Source organism: Micromonospora sp. NPDC003197 (assembly GCF_053590565.1).
Window position 1 is genome coordinate 39466 of sequence record NZ_JBSFTE010000011.1, and the last position, 19794, is coordinate 59259.

Genomic DNA, 19794 nt, shown 5'->3' on the forward strand with positions numbered 1-19794 from the left:
TCATGGCGTGACCCACAAGGCTCCCGTCCCCCTGCTGGACCGCGCCGGTCTCCGGCAGCGGGTCGACAAGGCACTGACCGAGTTTCTGTCCAACCGGCGCAGCTGGCTGACCACCGTCGACGACGGGCTGGTGCCGGTCGCCGACGCCGTCGAGGCGTTCGTGCTCCGGGGCGGCAAACGGCTGCGTCCCGCGTTCGCCTACTGGGGCTACCGCGCCGCTGGTGGAGTCGACTCCGACCACGTCGTGGCCGGGCTCGCCGCCCTGGAACTCGTACAGGCCAGTGCGCTGATCCATGACGACCTGATGGACCGCTCGGACACCCGGCGCGGTGAGCCCGCCGTACACCGGCGATTCGCCATCGCACACCGTGCGGCCGGGTGGAGCGGCAGCGCCGACAGTTTCGGGGAATCCGCCGCCATCCTCCTCGGTGACCTGTGCCTGGTCTGGTCGGACGAGCTTCTGCACAGCAGCGGACTCGCCCCGGAGACGTTGGCGCGCACCCGTCCGATATTCGACGAGATGCGTGCCGAGGTCACCGTCGGGCAGTATCTCGACGTACTCACCCAGGCCACCGGGGACACCTCGGTGGAGCGGGCCAGCAAGGTGGCCCGCTACAAGTCGGCGAAGTACACCGTGGAACGGCCACTGTTGCTCGGCGCCGCGCTCGCCGAGGCACCCGCCACGGTCCACGACGCCTACTCCCGCTACGGGCTGCCGCTGGGCGAGGCGTTCCAGCTCCGCGACGACGTACTCGGGGTCTTTGGTGACCCGGAGCAGACCGGCAAACCGGCCGGTGACGACCTGCGCGAGGGCAAGCGGACCTATCTCGTGGCCGCGGCCCTGGCGGCGGCTGATCCGGCGGGCCGGGCGCTGCTGACCGAACGGCTGGGCGATCCGGGACTCGACTCGGCCGGTGTCGACCAGCTCAGGGAGATCATCAGGGCCAGCGGGGCGTTGGACCGGACCGAGCAGCGAATCGTCAGCCTGACCGAGACCGCGCTGTCCGCGCTCGGCGGCGTCGACCTGGAGGGCGAGTCCCGGCAGATGCTGGTCGAGTTGGCGGTCGCGGCAACCCGACGACGGGACTGACCTCGCTGGTGTTCACCGCGATCCGCCGACGGGAGTGACCCTGACCTCGCTGGCAACCGGTCCCGCTGCTCAGGTCCGAGCAACACTCGCACTGTGGGATCCTCGGGGCGTGCCCGGTCCCGTTCACCTCGTACGGCTCCGGATCGCCGGGCTCGCCGCGACCACGCTGATGGCCGTCGGTGCGTACCGGGCGGGGGCGACGCCCGGCGCGGACCCGGACGCTGCCCTGGGGCCTACTGGCTCGCTGGCCGACTCCTGGCCCTACTGGCTCGGGCTCGCCGCCTGGCTCATCGGCTTGATCACCCTCACCGTGGCCTGGTGGCGGCTCGGCAGGATCATGCGCCGCCACCAGGTGTCGACGTCAGTATCGGGTCGGGTGTCGGCGTCGGCGTCGGCGTCGGGTCGAGTGTCGGCGTCGGCGTCGGCGTCGGCGTCGGGTCGAGTGTCGGTGTCGGGAGCGCCGCCGGTGTCGGGGCCGGTGTCGCTGCGTTGGCTGCTGGTGACCGGCGCGTTGTGGGCGGTGCCGTTGCTGGTCGCCCCGCCGATGGGCAGCCGGGACGTGTACGCGTACGCCTGTCAGGGGGCGGTGTGGCTCGACGGCACCGATCCGTACACCGAGGGGGTGGCGGCCGGCGGCTGCCCGTGGGTGGAGACCGTGCCGCCGCTGTGGCGGGACACCCCGACCCCGTACGGGCCGCTGGCGGTCGCGCTGGCCGGTGCCGTGGTCGCCGTCGCCCGGATGGTGGCCACCTCGATTGACGGGCAACTGCTCGTCGCGATCGGCCTCTTCCGGGCCGTCGCGCTGGCCGGCAGCCTGCTCGTCGCGTGGTACGTACCGCGCCTGGCCCGACTCTGCGGTGTCGACCCGGTGGCCGCGACCTGGCTCGGCCTGGTCTCCCCACTGGTCGCGGTACACGTGGTGGCCGGCGTACACAACGACGCGCTGCTGGTGGGCCTGCTGCTGGCTGCCCTCGCCCTGGCCGCCGTCACCCTGGCCGTCGACCAGCGGCTTCGCCGGCACATGGTCCTGGTGGGTGCGGGGGTCGCGCTGGGCCTGGCCGTCGCTATCAAGGTCACCGCACTGGTCGCGCTTCCGTTCGTCGTCCTGTTGGCGACGGTCGGCAGCCCTCGGTCGAGGGCTCGTTCGCAGGCTATGTCGCAGGCTCGTTCGCGGGCTCCTTCCCAGGCTCTGCTGCGGGCTCGTTCGCGGGCTCGTTCGCGGGCTCCTTCGCAGGCTCTGCTGCGGGCTCGTCTGGCGGTGGCGGCACGGGCATCAGCGGCGGTGACCACCGGGGCCGTGCTCACGTTCGCCGGGTTGAGCTTGGTGACCGGTCTCGACCTGGGCTGGCTCGGGGCACTGCGCAACACCGGGGAACTGGTGCAGTGGACGTCGCTACCGACCGGACTGGGCATGGCCGCCGGCTATCTGCTGCGACTGGTCGGGCAACCGGAGGCGTTCGACACTGCGGTGACCGTGGCCCGGGCACTGGGCTTCGCCACCCTGGCGGTGGTCTCGACGGCGCTGGTCGTACGGGCCTGGCGCGCGGCCGCAGAGCCAGGAGCGCTCGGCCGACGGGGTGTGCTGGCAGCTGGTGGAAGTGCATTCGCCGCGCTGGCCGTGCTCTCCCCGGTGTTCTACCCCTGGTACGGCCTCACCGCGATCGCGCTGCTCGCCGGGGCGGTGGCAGATCATCGCTGGCAGCGGCGACTCGCCGGGATGGTCGTGGTACTCAGCTTCCTGGTGCTGCCCAACGGGCAGGGTGTTGCCGCGCTGACCAAGCTGCCCGGCGCCCTGCTCGACGTGGTCCTCGTCGGCACGCTGGTCGTGGTCACGCTCCGCCAAGGTGTTAGCAGAGGTGTTAGGAAGGGCCCCTTCCTAGGCAAAAAGCGATAGGAAGGGGCCCTTCCTAACACCTAAGGCCGAGCGCGTTGCACGCCTCGCCGGCCCAGCCAGACCCACACCGACAGGGTCAGCAGTACCAGGGCGAATCCGAACAGCAGGTCCTCCACCGGGGCGTAGACCACCCGCAACCCGATGATCGCCTCCGGGTCGTACCGGACGATGTCGCGGCCGGTCAGGATGCCGTTGGAGATCAACTGGAAGAAAATGATGATCGGGTAGGTCGCCCAGAACACCGCTCGCCGCACCAGCCGGGTACGCAGCACGAAGAGGTCGACCAACAGAGCGCCCACCACACCGAGCAGCGCCGCGACGGTGTACGTCACTCCTCGTCCCCCGCCGGCCAGCCGCGCACGACCCGTACCGCCTCGAAGCCGAGGATGGCGCAGATCGGCACCACGACAAAGAAGAGCAGTTCGTCCAGGGGTAGCCCGCCCGGCAGCATCACCCCGGTGATCTGCTCCGGATCGAAGGTCCAGTGTCCGGCGGCGATCGCGGCCAGGTCCCACAGGACGAAGATCACAATTACTGGTGCCAGCGTGAGCAGCAGCCGCTTCCAGCGCCGCAGTACCCCGACCCGGAGGACCGGTTCCAGCCACAGGGCGCAGAAGATACAACCGGCCAGTACGGCGAGATAGGCGAAATGTCCCATGCTGAACGGTTGAGTCAGAAGCCCAGCGCCTGCGCCCGACGCTTGACCTCCCGGGCACGGTCACCGCCGAGCGCCTCCGCCGGGGTGCCTGGCAACGTGGCGTCGGCCAGATAGAGCCAACGCAGTGCCTCCTCGTCGTCGTACCCCGCGTCGTGCAACAGGCTGAGCACACCGGGGAGGTGCTTGCGCACCGTACTGTTTGCGACCAACTCGGCGGGCACCCGGCGGATGCCGTCCTGGCGGACCGCGAGCAGCTCCCGGTCGCGGATCATCTGGTGCACCTTGCTGATGGACACGTCAAGGCGTTCGGCCACGTCCGGCAGGGTCAGCCAGCCGGCCGGGTCGACGGGTACGGGTTCGTTCACCCGATCACCCTGCCACGCCCGCCCCAGGCTTGGTCAACGGGCACCGTCGTTAGGAAGGGGCCCTTCCTATACAAAAAGCGATAACAAGGGGCCCTTCCTTACCCCAAAGTCGGGCGGGCTGGGCTGTCTTCGAGCTTCACCTGTGGCATCCTGTTCTGCCTTCACCCTCCGGGCACATAGACTGCCCCCCGATGGACATTCAGGTCGCCGATACGTTGCTGGGTTCGCTGGTCGACGGGCGCTACCGTATTCGCGGTCGCGTGGCCCGTGGCGGCATGGCAACCGTGTACACCGCCACGGACGAGCGGCTGGACCGCACCGTGGCTCTCAAGATCATTCACCCGAGCCAGGCGAACGACGCCCAGCAGCGCCCGGGTGGATTCCTGGACCGGTTCACCGACGAGGCCAAGACCATCGCCCGGCTGACCCACCCCAACGTGGTCGCCGTCTACGACCAGGGCACCCACGCCGGCCTGCCCTACCTGGTCATGGAGTACGTCCGGGGTCGTACCCTGCGCGACATCCTCATCGAGCGGCACCGACTCAAGCCGGACGAGGCGCTGGCGATCCTTGAGCAGATGCTCGCCGCGATCGCTGCTGCCCACCGGGCTGGCCTGGTGCACCGCGACGTCAAGCCGGAGAACGTACTGGTCGCCGAGGCGCCCAGCGGCGGCACCGGTGATCTTGTTGACAGTGTGGTGAAGGTCGCCGACTTCGGGCTGGCTCGAGCGGTGGAGGCCAGCTCGGACGAGGAGGCGGGTGGCCAACTGCTGGCGACTGTGGCCTACGTCGCCCCGGAGCTGGTCACCGACGGTCACGCCGATCCGCGTACCGACGTCTACGCGGCCGGGATCGTGCTGTTCGAGATGCTCACCGGTCGGGTCCCGTACGACGGCGACCGGCCGGTCGACGTGGCGTGGCAGCACGTCGACCGGGACGTTCCGGCACCTTCGACCCTGGTCCCGGGGCTGCCCCCGGTGCTCGACGAGTTGGTGACCCACGCCACCCGACGTGATCCGGCCGCCCGGCCCACCGACGCCGGCAGCATGCTGACCGAGGCGCAGGCCGCCCACGAGAACCTGGGCGGCGGCACCAGCAACGACAGCACCACGGTGCTGCGTCGGGTGACCGACCCCACCACGCCGATCGCCGAGCCGACCATGGTCGTCTCGGCGGTACGCCCTACCGATAACCGGCCGTCCTGGGCCCGGTTGCCGGAGCAGAGCGGGCAGACCCGAGCGCACCGACGGCGGGCGGCCCAGCCGTCCGGGTTCGGGGGACGCCTGCTGGAGTTCCGCGACCGGGTAATGGCCCATCCCCGGGGCGGCGTCGCGGCGATCGCCGTCGTCGCGGCCCTGGTCCTGGTGGTCGCCCTGACCGGCTGGTGGTTCGGGTTCGGCCGCTACACGGTCGCTCCGGAACTGGTCGCCATGACGAAGGCGCAGGCCGAGTCGACGGCCACGAAGGCCGGCCTGACCCTGGCCTACGGCACGCCCCGATACGACGCGAAGGCCGCCAAGGACACGGTGGTCAGCCAAGACCCGCCGGCCAGCGAGCGAGTCGTCAAGGGCGGCACAATCACCCTGATCCTGTCCCTGGGGCCGGACCGTTTCCCGGTGCCGGACGTGGTGGGCAAGACTCTCGATCTCGCCCAGATCGACCTGGAGGGCGCAGGTCTGGAGGTGGTGCAGGGTCCGCAGCGGTACGACGACAACCTGCCCGCTGGCGTGGTCGTGGCGGTGAGTCCGAAGGTGGGTGCCGAGGTCACCCCCGGCAGCAAGATCACCGTCACGGTCAGCAAGGGTCGGGCCCCGCTCTCCGTACCGAACCTCGTGGGTAAGAGCGTCGCCGAGGCGAGGTCGATGTTGACCCAGCTCGGGCTGGTGCCGGTGGAGACCTACAAGGACTCCGACAAGCCGAAGGACCAGGTCGTCGGGCAGAGCCCGGCCGACGGCTCCGGGGTGGAGAAGGGCGCCGAGGTTAAGCTGGAGGTCAGCAAGGGCCCGCCGACGGTGGCCGTACCAAGGGTGATCGACATGCCGTGCGCCGCCGCGAAGCAACACCTGGAGAGCCAGGGCTTCCCGGTCGCGGTGCAGTTCAACCCGAACGGGACCGTCCGCTACCAGAACCCCAACGAGAACACCCAGGTGCCCCCAGGTACCCAGATCACGATCGGATGCCTCTGACATGTCGCTGAACCGGCCGGTGGGGTCGCACACCCCCACCTCCGGCGGGCTGGCCAAGGCCGCCCTGCCGTACCTGGACGCGGCCGGATCCGAGGTGGCGCAGATCTACGTCGGCAACTCCCGGGGCTGGGCGCTGCCGGCTGGTAACCCGGCCCAGGACGCCGCGTTCCGCGACGGCTGCGCCGAGCGCGGGATCCCGACGTACATCCACGCTTCCCTGCTGGTCAACCTCGGTTCGCCCACCCCGGCGACGGTGGAGAAGTCGACCGCCACCCTGGCGCACGCGCTGCGCCGGGGGGCGGCGATCGGCGCGGCCGGGGTGGTCTATCACGCCGGCAGCGCAGTGGACGACGGCCATGCCGAAGCGGCCATGCGACAGGTACGTGAGGCGCTGCTGCCGCTGCTCGACGAGGCGGCCAACACCGACGGACCGAAGCTGCTGGTCGAGCCGAGCGCGGGCGGCGGTCGGTCGTTGGCCTCCCGGGTCGAGCACCTGGGGCCATACCTGGACGTGGTGGAGTGGCACCCCTGGCTGGGCGTCTGTCTGGACACCTGCCATGCCTGGGCGGCCGGGCATGATCTTGCCGTTGAGGGCGGGATGACTCAGACGATCGACGATCTGGTCACCACGGTCGGGGCGGACCGGCTGTGGCTGGTACACGCCAACGATTCGATGGACCTGTGCGGGTCGACCCGGGACCGGCACGAGACGATCGGCAAGGGCAGCATCGGCGAGCCGGCGTTCGCCGAGCTGATGACCCATCCGGCCACTGCGGGCGTACCGGTGGTGGTGGAGACCCCGACGGAGGGGCACGTCGGTCACGCAGCCGACATCGCCACCCTCAAGCGCCTCCGCCCCTGAGGCGTTCCTGAAGCGTTTCCGCCCTCAGCCGGGCAGCCTGCCCCCGGCCCGGCCCGGCCCGGGGGCAGGCCAGGTCAGGGTCAGGCCGGACCAGGGGCGGTCAGCGCCGGAAGATGCCGGTCAGCACCTCGACGGCCTGGTCGATCGCCGCATCGTCGAGGTCGAGGTGGGTGACCAGCCGCGCGGTCCGTGGGCCCAGCACCGAGACGAGTACGCCCACAGCGCGCGCCCGCGCCGCCACGGTGGGCGCGTCCAGGGCGCACTTGGTCAGGTCCAGCGGAACGATGTTGGTCTGCACCGTGCCGTCCCCGGCCACCACGGCGAACGGGGCGAGTGCCTCGGCCAGCCGGGCGGCCCGTACGTGGTCCTCGGCCAGCCGGTCGATGTTGTGCTGGAGCGCGTACCGACCGGCGGCGGCCAGGATGCCGGCCTGCCGCATGCCGCCGCCCAGCCGCTTGCGGATCTGCCGAGCCCGTTCGATCTTTTCCGCGCCGCCCACCATCAGGGAGCCGACCGGGGCACCGAGCCCCTTGGACAGGCAGACCGACAGGGTGTCGAACAGCTCGCCATAGCTGGTCAGCGGCACCCCGTCGGCGATGTGGGCATGCCAGATCCGGGCACCGTCGCAGTGCAACGCCACCCCGGCGTCGTCGGCGATCCGGCGCAGTTCGCGCAGGGTCGCCAGCGGGATGACCCCGCCACCGCCCCGGTTGTGGGTCTGCTCGACGGCGATCGCCCGGGTCGGCACCGCGTGGTAGCCGTCCGGCCGGATCATGCCGGCCACCACCGCCGGGTCGATGGCCGCGCCCACCGCCGACCAGGTACGCGACGAGACTCCCCCGTACGCGGCGGCGGCACCGACCTCGTAGGTCACCACGTGTGCGTCGGCGTCGCAGAGCAGTTCGAAGCCGGGGGGCACCAGTACCTGAAGGGCGATCTGGTTGGCCATCGAACCGGTCGGGGCGAACAGGGCCGCCTCGTGTCCGAACATCGCCGCGACCTCGGCCTCCAGGGCGTTGATGGTCGGGTCTTCGCCGTACACGTCGTCGCCGACCTCGGCTTCGGCCATGGCCGTGCGCATCCCGGCGGTGGGCCGGGTCACCGTGTCCGACCGCAGGTCGACGACGGCGGGTGCCTCACCCGCGAGTTCCGGCTCAGCCACGCAGCATCTCCGCCACCAGGAAGGCCAGTTCCAGCGACTGCTGGGTATTGAGCCGGGGGTCGCAGGCGGTCTCGTACCGGCCGGGCAGGTCAAGGTCCTCGATGCCCTGCGCGCCGCCCAGGCACTCGGTGACGTCTTCGCCGGTCAGTTCGACGTGCAGCCCGCCCGGGTGGGTCTCCAGGCCCCGGTGCACCTCGAAGTAGCCGAGCACCTCATCGACGATCCGGTCGAAGTGCCGGGTCTTGTAGCCGTTGGACGACTCGTGGGTGTTGCCGTGCATCGGGTCGCACTGCCACACCACCTTCGCCCCGGCGGCGGACACCTTCGCCACGATCGGCGGCAGTACGTCCCGTACCCGGTGGTTGCCCATTCGGCTGATCAGCGTGAGCCGGCCGGGGATGTTGTCCGGGTTGAGCTTCTCGCAGAGTTCGAGCGCCTCGTCCGGGGTGGTGGTCGGGCCGATCTTGACGCCGATCGGGTTGGCGATCCGGGAGATGAAGTCGATGTGCGCCCCGTCGATCTGCCGGGTGCGCTCACCGATCCAGAGGAAGTGCCCGGAGAGTCCGTACGCACGGTTGGCGGAGACCCGGGTGAGCGCGCGGTCGTACTCCAGGGCCAGCGCCTCGTGCGAGCAGTAGAGGGTGACCGTACGCAGCGCCTCGTCCTCGGTCATCCCGCAGGCCCGGATGAACGCCAACGCCCGGTCGATCTCCCGGGCGATTGCCTCGTAGCGCTCCCCCGCCGGGGATGCCTTGACGAAGCCCTTGTTCCAGTCGTGTACGGCGTGCAGATCGGCCAGCCCGCCGGCCAGGTAGGCGCGGAGCATGTTCATCGCCGCCGCCGAGTTGGCGTACGCCCGGATCATGCGCTGCGGGTCGGCGACCCGGGCTTCGGGCACCGCCTCCAGCGAGTTGATCATGTCGCCCCGGTACGCCAGTAGGCCGCGCGCGTCCGTCGGCAGCGACCTCGGCTTGGTGTACTGGCCCGCGACCCGCGCCACCTTGACCACCGGCAGCGACGCCCCGTACGTGAGCACGATGGCCATCTGCAGGAGGGTACGCGCGTTGGCCAGGAGGTGGCTCTCGGTGTTGTCGGTGAACGTCTCGGCACAGTCGCCGCCCTGCAGCAGGAAGGCCTTACCCTCACAGACCAGGGCCAGCCGCTGCCGCAGCTGGTCGACCTCGTACGGCGCGACGATCGACGGAACGTTGTCGAGGATCTTGCACACCTCGCCGACCACCGCCGGGTCGGGCCAGGGCGGGGTCTGGGCTCGGGGCAGTTCCCGCCATCGGTCGAGACCGAGGGCCTCGTCCTCGGCCGAGTCGACGGTGGGGCGACTGGTCTGCAGACCGGGGTTGTCCACCCCCGGGTAGCTCAACTGGTGCCACTCTTGGCGCATGAGAGAAAGCGTACGGCGACGGTCGCGGCCCGGGAGCGGCGAGGGGCACCGTTCCGGCTCGTGGGACCCGGGTTACGTCAGGGCAGCGGGTGGGCGATGTCCCGGGCATGGTCGGTGACCGCCCCGCCGACCACCGTCGCCTCGATCGGCAGTACCTCCAGACAGCGGCGTACGGCGGCCCCCATCAGCACGTTGGGCACCCGCATCGAGAGCGTGCAGTGCGGCACCCAGCGCCCCGGCTGGTAGTGCTCGGAGAGGGCGACCCCGGCCCGGGTCAGCCGGGCGTGGACCGAAGCCTGGTGGGCCAGCAGTTCGGGGGTGGGTACCAGCCCCAGCCAGAGCACCCGGCCGACGAACTGACCGGCGTACTGGAACGAAAGCCGTAACGGCGGGGCCACCGGCGCCCCGACCAGCGCCTCGGCGACCTGCGCGGGGTCGAGCCGGGGAGCGACCGCCAACGAGACGTGCGGGCGGTGTCGCTGACCGAGCAACGAGCGCATGCTCTGCACGCCCTCGGATTCCAGCGCGTTCCACAGCACCCGGATCCGCCGGGTGGCGTCGGTGTCGAGAAAGAGTTCCAGCGCCGCGACCACCGGCCCACCCTAGGGGAAGGGTAGGACGGCACGCGGCGACGGTCCGCTCCGGCGACACCCGGTGGCGGTCCGCTCAGGTGAGGACGTCGTTCTCGTCGAGGGTGAGGGCCTCTTCCATGCAGCGGAGGAACCGCCGGAACGTGGCCATGAAGGTGCGGATGGGCAGGCCGCCGGTCACGGTGATGTCGTAGTCGAAGCAGAAGCCGCCGTGTTGGGACAACGAGGCCCGGACCAGGACCATCACATCATTGATCTTGTTGGCCAGCTGGAGGCGGTCTTCCAGTGCGGACTCCGGGTCCACCCCGAACATGGACATGAGCCGGATCCGCTCACCGTTTTCCCGAGGCAGGACCAGCACCGAGTAGTTGTCCCGCACCACCAGGTCGCCGTCGCCATCCAGGGAGGTCTCCAGGTACGCGTCGTCGAAGATCTTGCGTAGCCCCTCGGTGGTCACGTCCTCCGGATTGAGCATCCCGCCTGCCATCTGTCGTCCTCCCCGCGTAGAACCACCGCAAACCCAGAAACGCCGATATCTCATGTCGCACACTCTCGATAGCCGGCGCGAGCGCTCACAGGCTACTTGGGACAGTCACGCACCCTCAAAACGGGCAGGGGCCGGTGAACCCGGCCCCCGCCCGCGTGGGGTGTCGCGTCGGCAGTACCTATCCGAGACCGCTCTTGATCGCACCGATCAGCTCACCATTGCTGGTGTCGCCGGAGAGTTCCCAGAAGAACGAGCCACCGAGCCCCTGGCTCTTGGCATAGGTCATCTTGCCGTTGATGGTGCTGGGGGTGTCGTAGCTCCACCAGTTGCTGCCGCACTTGGCGTACGCCGTACCGGCCACGGTGCCGGTCGCCGGGCAGCTGTTCTTGAGCACCTTGTAGTCCTCGATGCCCTGCTCGTAGGTGCCCGGGGCCGGGCCGGTGGCCGTACCGCCCGGGGCGGCCTGGGTGACGCCGGTCCAGCCGCGACCGTAGAAGCCGATGCCGAGGAGCATCTTGTTGGCCGGGATGCCCTTGCCCTTCAGCTTCTGGATCGCCGCGTCGCTCCAGAAGCCCTGCTGCGGAATGCCGGTGTACGAGTGCAGCGGGGAGTGCGGGGCGGTCGGCCCCTGCGCCGCCCAGGCGCCGAAGAAGTCGTACGTCATGGGCATGATCCAGTCGAGGTGCGGCATCGCCCCGGCGTAGTCGGTCGCGTCGATCTTGCCGCCGCTGCTGCCGTCCGCCGTGATCGCGGCGGTGACCAGGTTGGGCGCGGCGAACTTGGCGCGGACTGCGGCGACCAGGTTCTTGAACGCGTTCGGACCGCTGGTGTCACAGGTCAGACCGCAGGCGTTCGGGTATTCCCAGTCGAGGTCGATCCCGTCGAACACGTCCGCCCAGCGCGGGTCCTCGACCAGGTTGTAGCAGGACTCGGCGAACGCGGCCGGGTTCTGCGCGGCCTGGGTGAAGCCGCCGGACCAGGTCCAGCCGCCGAAGGACCAGATCACCTTCAGGTGCGGGTACATCTGCTTGAGCTTGCGCAGCTGGTTGAAGTTGCCGCGCAGCGGCTGATCCCAGGTGTCGGCGACGCCGTCGACACTGTCCGCCGCCGTGTACGCCTTGTCGTAGTCGGCGTAGCTGTCCCCGATCGAGCAGCGCCCGCCGGTGGTGTTACCGAAGGCGTACATGATGTGGGTGAGCTTCGCGGCCGAGCCGCTGGTGTGGATGTTCTTGACGTGGTAGTTCCGGGCGTAGACGCCCCACTCGACGAAGTAGCCGACGACCTTGCCGTTCCCGCCCGGCGGGTTGGTCGGCGGCGGGGTGGTGGGCGGCACCGACGTCGGCGGCACACTGGTCGGTGGCACGCTGGTGGGCGGCGTGGTCGGCGTGCTGCCACCGGAGCAGGACGCACCGTTGATCGTGCAGTTCAGCGGTGACCGGTAGCCGCCGCTGCCGATGTAGCCCCAGTTCGCGGACGCTCCGGGGGCGAGCGCACCGGCCCAGCTCTTCTTGACCGCGACGTAGTGGTCGCCGGTACGGGTCACGTCGGCGTCCCAGAAGCTGCTCAGCGTGGTGCCAGCGGGCAGATCGAACTCGACCCGCCAGTTGGCGACCGGGGCATCGGTGCCGTTGGTGACCGTGACCCGGGCCTCGTGGCCGGAGCCCCAGTCCGAGGCGGCGGCAAAGGTGGTGGTCAGATTTCCTGCTCCGAGCGCCGCGGTGACCGGCACCGCCGCGACGGCCAGGACCATCGCGGCACCGGCCCAGAGGGCTCGACGGAGGGATCGCTTCATGTGACTCTCCATTTAGTTAGGAAAGTTTCCAGAAAGTTAAGGAGACGCTACTCACGCCCACCCACCCCGTCAAGATGCAAATTTATCGATTCCTTCGATGTGGGCCGACGTCCGTCACCAGCCAACCTCCCCGGCGAACGCCCGGCCCACCCGGGCGATACCCGGGGCGGGCAGGTCCATCGCCCACAGCACTCCGGTCAGGTAGTCCACCACCCGCCGGTGATGCGCCTCGGTCAAGCCCAGCCCACGCCAGGCCCCCACCACCGGCCGGACGATGTCCCCGGCCGGGCCGCCCAGTGCCGAGGTCAGCAGCAGCGCGAGATGCCCCGCCAACCGGGGCACGTCCACGCCCACCAGGTACGGCGCCAACTCCGCGTCGGCCGAGACCAGGCGAAGCCACCGCCGAACCGCGTCCCGGACCGCCGCCGGACCGCCGAGCCACCCGAACCCCGAGCAGCGGTAGCCACCGTCTTGGGTCAACCCCGCCGCCGCCACCGCCGGGTACGCCGGCCCCACCGCCGGGCCCGCCACCATCGGGTACGTCACGGGGTACGCCACCGCGCCACGCCCGCTCACGACCACGGCGAGGCGTACGGGTCGCCTCCGGCCACCAGCAGGTGGATCCGCTCCTCGGAAACGCCAGCAGCGAGCAGTACCCGTTGCCCCCAACGCGCCAACCGACACGGGTGTGGTGCCCGATCGTTACGACAGACCGCTCCAGCCGGCCATTCCTGCTTGGCGTGCACGACCACCGCCCGTACCGCCAGCGGAACGTGTTCGGGACGGACCGGCATCAACACCGGCAACTCCCCCAGCGCGGCTCCCACCGGATCGGCGGTGGCCCTGGCGGACCCCACCGCGGCGATCATGCTCATGACAGGTCTCCTATTAGCTCTGTCGGCTGACACCGGTTCGGCCAGCGCCCGGGTGCCGGGATCAGTCCGAGTGTCCGGATGCCGGGATCGGTCCGGCACCCTCGACATCGGACGCTAGAAGTTCCACGTCGAAGCACGTCGCACAAACTGTCTACCTCTGCGTGATCATTTCGCTACGCACTGACCAATGATTGGTCATCAAGCCTGACGATTCGGCCACGACTGATACCGGACGCCACCATCGGCAACAGCGGTCTCGGGGCACCCAAACCCGCCCTACCTGCGATATTGCCAAGCTGTGCCTTGAAGATGCCTCAGATTTCAGGCTAGATTCCCCTTTCTTGATCATGACTAGGAAGCGCCCCCCGGGCTTCTGGTCAACTCCCCCAAACCTGGAGGACATGCGTGGACAACCAGACCGCATCCCCCACCGATAACGCCGAGCGCGCCGCAGAATCCTGGCTCAACCGCCGGCGCATGCTGACCGTCGCCCTCGGTGGTGCTGCCGCCGTGGCCCTGCCAGCCCCGGCGTGGGCCGCCACCGACCAGCGCCCCGGTGCCGCCCGCAAGCCCCAGCTCACCACCACCGACCGGATGGTGGTCAACCGCGTCTCGGCCGAGCGCGCCCTCCGGCACCTCCGAGTGCTCTGCGAGGACATTGGTCCGCGGATCGGTGGCACCCAGTCCGAGCGCACGGCCGCCAACTACATCGCCCGGGAACTGGACCGGCTCGGCTACGACGTCGAACTACAGCCGTTCGCGGTGGCGGACAAGTTCACCGCCCAGCTCAGCTCGCCAGCCGGACTCCCCAGCGACCTGTGCTGGCAGGTCGGCGCATCGGCGCACGCCGCGCTGGACACCAGCGTCCAGGGTGACGTGGTGGACGTCGCGGCCGGTGAGGTGGCGAACTACCCCACCGACGTCACCGGCAAGATCGTCCTCATCGACTACGTCGCCGCCCAGCGGGAGCGGCTGGTCGAGATCGCCGTCGCCCGGGGTGCCGCCGCGGTCATCTTCCTGGCCGCCGACGCCACGCCGCCCCGGATGGCCGGCACCTTCAACCCGACCCTGCCCGGCTCGGCAGCAAACCCGGTGGGCATCCCCGTCGTCGGAATCGCCCAGGCGCAGAAGCACCGGCTGCGTGCCCTGCTCGCCACCGGCCGGCTCACCCTGACCGTCGCCACCACCGCCCACCGGGGACTGACCTCCCACAACGTCATCGCCGAGACCTCGAAGAACAAAAAGCTCAAGGGCACGAACCCGGTCTCCATGGTGAGCGCCCACTACGACACGGTGATCGGCGCACCGGGTGCCAACGATGACGGCTCGGGCACCGTACTCTGCCTCGAGCTTGCCCGGGTGCTGCGCGAGGTCCCGACGGACTCGACCTTCCGCTTCGCCCTGTGGGGCTCGGAGGAGCAGGGCCTGATCGGCTCCCGGCACTACGTGCGGGAACTCCCGCAGGCCGAGCGGGACCGTCTCCTCGCCGTCTACCAGAACGACATGGTGGCGACCAGCTGGGACCCGGCGACCCGCTACTGGCTGCTCTCCTTCACCGGCCAGTCGAACCGGGCAACCGACGAAGTGGCCGCCGCCGCGACCCGGCTCGGCTACGAACCCCGGATCTCGCCGGTCACCCAGCGGGGCTCCAGCGACCACCAGTCGTTCCAGGAGGTCGGCATCGCCAGCGCCAACTTCTCCTGGCGGGGTGAGGAGTCACCGGCGCTGCTCGAGCCGCCGTACCACAGCCCTGAGGACACCATCGCGAAGAACATCAGCCTGGAACGGCTCCAGGTGTCGCTGGAACTGATCGGCTGCGCCGCCTACGCCACCGCAGGCAAGCGGTAGTTGATCTGATCAAAGTGCCTGCCAGGTGCGGAACGCCCTCGACATCAAGTCGGACGGCACCCACCTGGCAGGCACTTCGCGTACGCCCGCTTCCGGCCGGACCGGGCGGCGACGCGAGGGGGGTGCTCGCCGCCCGGCAACTGTTCAGGCTGGTCAGCCGGCAGCGGCTCGGAACGCCGGGAGGTAGCCACCCGACTGTCCACTGGCGAACGGGTGGTACGAGATGCCGATGTTGGCGAAGTTCAGCGCGTGCAGCCACTTGTCGCCGCTGCACAGCTGGTGACCGACGAAGTAGGAGCGTACGTCGGCGAACTTGAAGCCGTGGCGGGCAGCGGCCTTGATGAGGACGCCGTCGAGGACGTTGATGCCCTCATTGATCTTCGCGCGGGAGGTCTCGCTGAGACCGGCGCAAATGTTGCCCAGCTCGTAGAAGACGGGGTAGCCGACGACGACGACCTTGGCTGACGGCGAACGCGACTTGATGCCGTTGTAGACCTTGTCGAGCATGGCGGGCAGCTCGTTGGTCGCCTTGGTCTGCGCGGCCTGTACGGCGGCCACGCACTCGGTGGTGCCGTACAGCACGCAGGTGGTCATGATGTTGGCGAAGCCAACGTCGTTGCCGCCGACCGTGATGCTCACCAGGGTGGTGTTGGCGGCCAGCGCCGAGAGCTGCGTGTTGAACACGCTCGTGGTCGTCGCGCCCGAGCAGGCCACCGACTTGTACGACAACGGGACCTTGGCGGCCGCCCACAGGGCCGGGTACGCGTTGGTGCTGCGCTTACAGTCGCCGCTCTCGCTCGTGTAGCTGCCGGCACCGACGCCGGAGGCGTACGAGTCGCCGAGCGCGACGTACCGGACAGTCGATGCCGCTTGGGCGGGTACGGCCAGTGCGAGCGAGGCGAATACCGCCGCCGTCGCACTGGCCAAGATGGTTACTAGACGCGGTCTCCGCACGTCGTCCTCCCGGGGGTTGGGATGATCAGCTTGGTATAGGTACCACTAAATACGTTCGAGCGGAAGACCAAGATCGTGTACGCGTGGTTACCGACCGGTACGACAGCAGCCGCCGACCCTCTCGCCAGCGCAGCGGCACTTGTCATACAGGTAGATCATTCGATTCACCTAGCTCGCGGAGCTGATCAGACCATCCAATGAGGCGGCACCGACGTTGCCTGCCACAGCTGCCACGTGGGCACCGTGGCGCCAACCGGTATGGCCGGATCAGCTCGGCCGGCGGGCAATGCCCAGGGCCAGGGCGGCGATCGCGCCGGCGCCGAAGGCGGCGAGCAGGCGCTCGAACAGCCCGGTCAGGTCGGCAGGGCCGCCGACAAAGGCGAACAGCAGAACGGCGAAGCCGATACCGACCCCACGGAACGGCCACGCCCAGCGTTGCCAGCCCGGCGCGCGCTTCATGGCTGCGGCCAGTACGAGAACCGCGACCACGAAGAGCAGGATGCCCGTCGGCGTGATCATCGTGTCGATCTTGCCGCCAAGGTTGGCCCGCTGGTCGGGGCCGGTGCAGCCCGCATCGGCCAGGCGGCAGCCCTGCCGCTCGGCGGCGGCGAGCAGGTCGCCGAGGCCAAAGATGGACAGGGCCAGCAGGACGGCACCGACGGTGGCGGTGCGGCCGCCCGTGCGCAGGGCTGGGCGCACCGACAGCCACGCGAACAGGATCGTGGCCAGGCCACACAGGGTGAACACGACGATGAGCACTGCGGCAGCCGGCGCGCCGTAGGCAAGCATGTCGCTGATGGTGTGCTCCAGCACGCTGTAACTGTCGCCCTGCCAGCTGGCTGCGAGCAGCCAGCTACCCACAAACAGCACCTGAGCAGCGAAGCCCACCCATGCCCACAGACGTACGCGATTGTCGATCATTGCGGCATTGTAGACAGTCGAGCATCGATACACGTGCGCGGCATCATCCGCACCAGGTGGTGTGGATAGTTCGCGAAAACTCATTAGGCGGTAATCCGCAACGGTGGCAACATGACGTCGCAATTCGGCGTCTTTGGCCAAGAGCCGGACGCCGCCAGATGCTGCCTTACGTGCCAGGAGGCGACATGAAGTCACGACTCCGGAAGCTCTACGCCCACGATCGCCAGTTCACCTGGACAGCTCGGATCACCCGCGTAACCGTCAATCAACGCTGCCACAGGTGCATCCAGTTGCGCATCTGGGGCGCGGGAAAGAACAGCCAGGTCGTACGGGCAGACCTGGTGTCCACCGCCCCGCCGACCCCATGGGGTGACCCCTGCCGTACTGATGGCGCCTACCCGACCCCACGGGAGGTGCTGGCAGTCATTGACCATGCGCTTGCACATGGCTGGCAGCCGGACGCGATCGGCGGCACCTTCGTGCTGACCGAATTGCAGCATGCCCAGACCTTGCAGCTGCCGAACTTCACCATCACCGATCGGCTGAATCAATCCGCAGTCTCCCGACGACTGGTGGCCGCGCGCCCATGACAACGCGGAGGGCATCCACCTGCGCCGGCTCTGCCTCACGCTCACTGGAACACCAGGTACGTTATTCCAGCCGAATAAGGTGCGTGGTGTTCCAGTCACGACATTGATCGGGACAGGAGGCCAGGGCTTTCGCGAGGCAGGCGCTCTGGCTTGCGCCGGAAGAGGATCCGCACTCCTGGCTTTCTGGTCGATGCTTAGCCGAAGCGACGATTAGCCTGCTCGGTCTGCCAGGTGCGGAGGGCGTTCTTGATCCGGTCGTTCTCGGCTTGGAGCAGCCGGATCTGGTGGCAGCGGTCGGCCGTCTCGGCGGCGAGGCGGGCCAGCAGGGCATCCACCTGCGCCGGCTGATAACCCCGCCGACCCAATCCCGTGTACGACAACCGCACCCTGCGGATACCGTCCGGCCCCAGCGGACCGCCGTTACGACTGCGGTAGGTACCCATGGTGAAGACTCTCGTACTCGTCGGGCAGGTGAATCTGTTCCGCCGGCACCCCGGCCACCAACAGCCGCAACAGTGCGTCCCGGTTCATCGCCGGCGGACCACACACGTACACCTCCTGCCCTGGGCGGTAGTGCGCCACAGCGAGAGTCAACGCGTCGCCCCGCTCCTCCGGCTCGGTGTTCTCCAGGTCGTGTGACACCGCCGGCACCAACGTCAACCAGTCATGCGCACACTGGAGTTTGTCCAGGCTCGTCGCGTCATACAGGTCCATGAAGTTGCGCGACCCGACCACCAACGTCACCCGCCGAGAAGTGTCCGGGACGGCGGCGACCTGCTCCACCAAAGCCCGCAACGGCGCCAAACCGGTGCCGCCGGCCACCAACAGCAGATCCGAGCCAGTATCCGGCTCCAACAACAACCCGTTCCCGTACGGCGGCCCCAACCACACCCGATCACCAGCGCACACCTGGTCGACCAGGGCGTGGGACACCTCGCCGCCCGGGACCGCCCGCACATGAAGTTCGAGGCTGCCATCCGATCGGGGCGCGTTCGCCGGGGCGTACCAACGCCACCGACCCGGAAACTGCGACACCATCACCGGCACCGCCTGACCAGGGCAGACAGGCAACGACCGCTGCGGTCGTACCGTCAGAATCGCAATCCCCGGCGCAGGCCGATCATGATCGACCACCTCAGCCGACCACCACGCCGGCCCCTCCCCCACCCCACGCCCCACCCGAGCCAGCGCCCGGATCGTCGGCCCATACAACTGCTGCCAATCCCTCGCCAGTCGCGGCGACCACCACGGGCGGGCATAGCAGGCCACCGTGTCGATCAACGCGTCACCGATCGGCAGATGATGCGGCGTGAACAGCCGAAACCGCCGGTACGCCCGACCCAACACCGCCAACAACGCTGCCCGACCCGCCGCATCATCACCACCACTAACCAGCCGACCCAGGCCAGCGAAGAACAACGCAGCATCGTGCAACGGCAGCAGACCAGGACGGGCCTCATCCACTGCCCGCCAGAAGAACTCCCCCGCCGACTCGGCATGCCGCATCGTCGCCGCCCACGACGCCACCAGTTCGGTTCCGTTGCCGGCACTCATCCGACGGTCTCCTCGGTGAACGTCTGACCGGCCCGATCGGCATCTGCGGCCGGGACGCCCATCGCCTGCAACGTCCCCACCAGGTAGTTGACCGCCCGACGCCGCTGCCCCTCCGACATCCCCAGGCCCTGCCAGGCACCTGTGCACGGACGGGCAACATCCCCCGCCGGACCACCCAGGGCTGCCGTCAGCAACAACGCCAGATGCCCCGCCAGTCGGGCACGGTCCACCCCCACCAGGAACGGCCTCAGCTCGGTGTCGGCCTCCACCAGCCACAGCCACCGGCCCACCGCATCCCGCACCCCCACCGACCCCAACCGGCCGAACCCATCGCCCTCGACCGCCGGTAATCCACCGTCCACACCCATCACAAGCGCTCACCCCTGCACCAAATCGGAAACCTGGAACGGCACCGGGACGGGCGGGAGCAGCGACACAAACGATCAGGGAGTCACCCGCCACCGGAGCCAGCACCCGCCCCGGGCCATGCACCAAGATTTCGACAAGGCGGGCACCATCGGCATGATCACCAACAGCAGATCACCAAAGGCGTTCCGTATAATTCGA

21 protein-coding genes are annotated in these 19794 nt (G+C 69.2%); 6 read left to right on the forward strand and 15 right to left on the reverse strand.

Annotated features, from left to right (window positions below):
* Positions 1–7: 7 nt before the first annotated feature.
* Together ACWDV4_RS14365 and mptB are read left to right on the forward strand one after the other, a co-directional pair.
* On the forward strand, positions 8–1090 hold the full coding sequence (locus ACWDV4_RS14365; protein WP_449978311.1) for a polyprenyl synthetase family protein: 1083 nt from the start codon (positions 8–10) through the stop codon (positions 1088–1090).
* Between the two features lie 109 nt (positions 1091–1199).
* Positions 1200–2984 carry a polyprenol phosphomannose-dependent alpha 1,6 mannosyltransferase MptB gene (gene mptB / locus ACWDV4_RS14370; RefSeq protein ID WP_449978312.1) on the forward strand — a complete coding sequence of 595 codons (1785 nt, stop codon included), beginning with the start codon at positions 1200–1202 and terminating at the stop codon, positions 2982–2984.
* A 20-nt stretch (positions 2985–3004) separates the two neighbouring features.
* Here mptB and ACWDV4_RS14375 read toward each other — a convergent pair whose 3' ends face one another.
* From ACWDV4_RS14375 to ACWDV4_RS14385, 3 genes are read right to left on the reverse strand one after another with little or no spacing between them, the layout of a single operon-like run.
* Entirely contained in the window at positions 3005–3316 is a 312-nt protein-coding gene (locus tag ACWDV4_RS14375; protein WP_449978314.1) for a lycopene cyclase domain-containing protein, read from the reverse strand.
* Complete coding sequence (locus tag ACWDV4_RS14380) at positions 3313–3642, reverse strand: lycopene cyclase domain-containing protein (protein ID WP_449978316.1); 330 nt, start codon at positions 3640–3642, stop codon at positions 3313–3315. The genes ACWDV4_RS14375 and ACWDV4_RS14380 overlap by 4 nt, the downstream gene beginning before the upstream one ends.
* Before the next feature lie 14 nt (positions 3643–3656).
* Entirely contained in the window at positions 3657–4007 is a 351-nt protein-coding gene (locus ACWDV4_RS14385; RefSeq protein WP_449978318.1) for an Rv2175c family DNA-binding protein, read from the reverse strand.
* A gap of 191 nt (positions 4008–4198) precedes the next feature.
* Here ACWDV4_RS14385 and pknB point away from each other — a divergent pair, with 191 nt between their 5' ends.
* Both pknB and ACWDV4_RS14395 read left to right on the forward strand, forming a co-directional pair.
* Complete coding sequence (pknB, locus tag ACWDV4_RS14390; RefSeq protein ID WP_449978320.1) at positions 4199–6193, forward strand: Stk1 family PASTA domain-containing Ser/Thr kinase; 1995 nt, start codon at positions 4199–4201, stop codon at positions 6191–6193.
* 1 nt (position 6194) lies between these two features.
* Entirely contained in the window at positions 6195–7055 is an 861-nt protein-coding gene (locus ACWDV4_RS14395) for a deoxyribonuclease IV (RefSeq protein ID WP_449978322.1), read from the forward strand.
* A gap of 100 nt (positions 7056–7155) precedes the next feature.
* Here ACWDV4_RS14395 and ACWDV4_RS14400 read toward each other — a convergent pair whose 3' ends face one another.
* The 7 genes from ACWDV4_RS14400 to ACWDV4_RS14430 form a co-directional block, all read right to left on the reverse strand.
* On the reverse strand, positions 7156–8217 hold the full coding sequence (locus tag ACWDV4_RS14400; RefSeq protein WP_449978323.1) for a threonine aldolase family protein: 1062 nt from the start codon (positions 8215–8217) through the stop codon (positions 7156–7158).
* On the reverse strand, positions 8210–9616 hold the full coding sequence (locus ACWDV4_RS14405) for a class II 3-deoxy-7-phosphoheptulonate synthase (RefSeq protein ID WP_449978325.1): 1407 nt from the start codon (positions 9614–9616) through the stop codon (positions 8210–8212). The genes ACWDV4_RS14400 and ACWDV4_RS14405 overlap by 8 nt, the downstream gene beginning before the upstream one ends.
* 77 nt (positions 9617–9693) lie before the next feature.
* Positions 9694–10209, reverse strand: a complete 516-nt coding sequence (locus ACWDV4_RS14410) for a 2'-5' RNA ligase family protein (RefSeq protein ID WP_449978327.1) — start codon at positions 10207–10209, stop codon at positions 9694–9696.
* A 73-nt stretch (positions 10210–10282) separates the two neighbouring features.
* Positions 10283–10693: a YbjN domain-containing protein gene (locus ACWDV4_RS14415; protein WP_449978329.1), complete on the reverse strand. Its 411-nt coding sequence runs from the start codon at positions 10691–10693 to the stop codon at positions 10283–10285.
* A 178-nt stretch (positions 10694–10871) separates the two neighbouring features.
* Positions 10872–12485 (reverse strand): glycosyl hydrolase family 18 protein, encoded by a 1614-nt coding sequence (locus ACWDV4_RS14420; protein ID WP_449978331.1) that lies wholly within the window; start codon positions 12483–12485, stop codon positions 10872–10874.
* 114 nt (positions 12486–12599) lie between these two features.
* A complete protein-coding gene (locus ACWDV4_RS14425; RefSeq protein WP_449978333.1) occupies positions 12600–13061 on the reverse strand; it encodes a hypothetical protein in 462 nt (153 codons plus the stop codon).
* Positions 13058–13360 carry a hypothetical protein gene (locus ACWDV4_RS14430; RefSeq protein WP_449978334.1) on the reverse strand — a complete coding sequence of 101 codons (303 nt, stop codon included), beginning with the start codon at positions 13358–13360 and terminating at the stop codon, positions 13058–13060. Before ACWDV4_RS14430 ends, ACWDV4_RS14425 begins: the two co-directional genes overlap by 4 nt.
* A gap of 405 nt (positions 13361–13765) precedes the next feature.
* Between ACWDV4_RS14430 and ACWDV4_RS14435 the strand changes: the two genes are divergently transcribed.
* Positions 13766–15208, forward strand: coding sequence for a M28 family metallopeptidase (locus tag ACWDV4_RS14435; protein ID WP_449978336.1), 1443 nt, complete (start codon positions 13766–13768; stop codon positions 15206–15208).
* Positions 15209–15361: 153 nt separating this feature from the next.
* Here the strand turns inward: ACWDV4_RS14435 and ACWDV4_RS14440 are convergent, their stop codons facing one another.
* Both ACWDV4_RS14440 and ACWDV4_RS14445 read right to left on the reverse strand, forming a co-directional pair.
* Entirely contained in the window at positions 15362–16162 is an 801-nt protein-coding gene (locus ACWDV4_RS14440) for an SGNH/GDSL hydrolase family protein (RefSeq protein ID WP_449978338.1), read from the reverse strand.
* 267 nt (positions 16163–16429) lie between these two features.
* Positions 16430–17083, reverse strand: a complete 654-nt coding sequence (locus ACWDV4_RS14445; RefSeq protein ID WP_449978341.1) for a DUF998 domain-containing protein — start codon at positions 17081–17083, stop codon at positions 16430–16432.
* 185 nt (positions 17084–17268) lie between these two features.
* On the opposite strand from ACWDV4_RS14445, the gene ACWDV4_RS14450 reads away from it, so the two are divergent.
* Positions 17269–17673 carry an integrase gene (locus ACWDV4_RS14450; RefSeq protein ID WP_449978344.1) on the forward strand — a complete coding sequence of 135 codons (405 nt, stop codon included), beginning with the start codon at positions 17269–17271 and terminating at the stop codon, positions 17671–17673.
* A gap of 194 nt (positions 17674–17867) precedes the next feature.
* Here the strand turns inward: ACWDV4_RS14450 and ACWDV4_RS14455 are convergent, their stop codons facing one another.
* Genes ACWDV4_RS14455 through ACWDV4_RS14465 form a run of 3 tightly spaced genes read right to left on the reverse strand, consistent with a single transcriptional unit; the run spans position 17868 to position 19595 of the window.
* The gene (locus ACWDV4_RS14455; RefSeq protein WP_449978347.1) at positions 17868–18116 is read right to left on the reverse strand and encodes a DivIVA domain-containing protein; all 249 of its coding nucleotides are present in this window, start codon (positions 18114–18116) and stop codon (positions 17868–17870) included.
* Positions 18094–19227 (reverse strand): FAD-binding oxidoreductase, encoded by a 1134-nt coding sequence (locus ACWDV4_RS14460; RefSeq protein ID WP_449978351.1) that lies wholly within the window; start codon positions 19225–19227, stop codon positions 18094–18096. Before ACWDV4_RS14460 ends, ACWDV4_RS14455 begins: the two co-directional genes overlap by 23 nt.
* On the reverse strand, positions 19224–19595 hold the full coding sequence (locus tag ACWDV4_RS14465) for a globin (protein ID WP_449978354.1): 372 nt from the start codon (positions 19593–19595) through the stop codon (positions 19224–19226). Before ACWDV4_RS14465 ends, ACWDV4_RS14460 begins: the two co-directional genes overlap by 4 nt.
* Positions 19596–19794 lie beyond the last annotated feature (199 nt).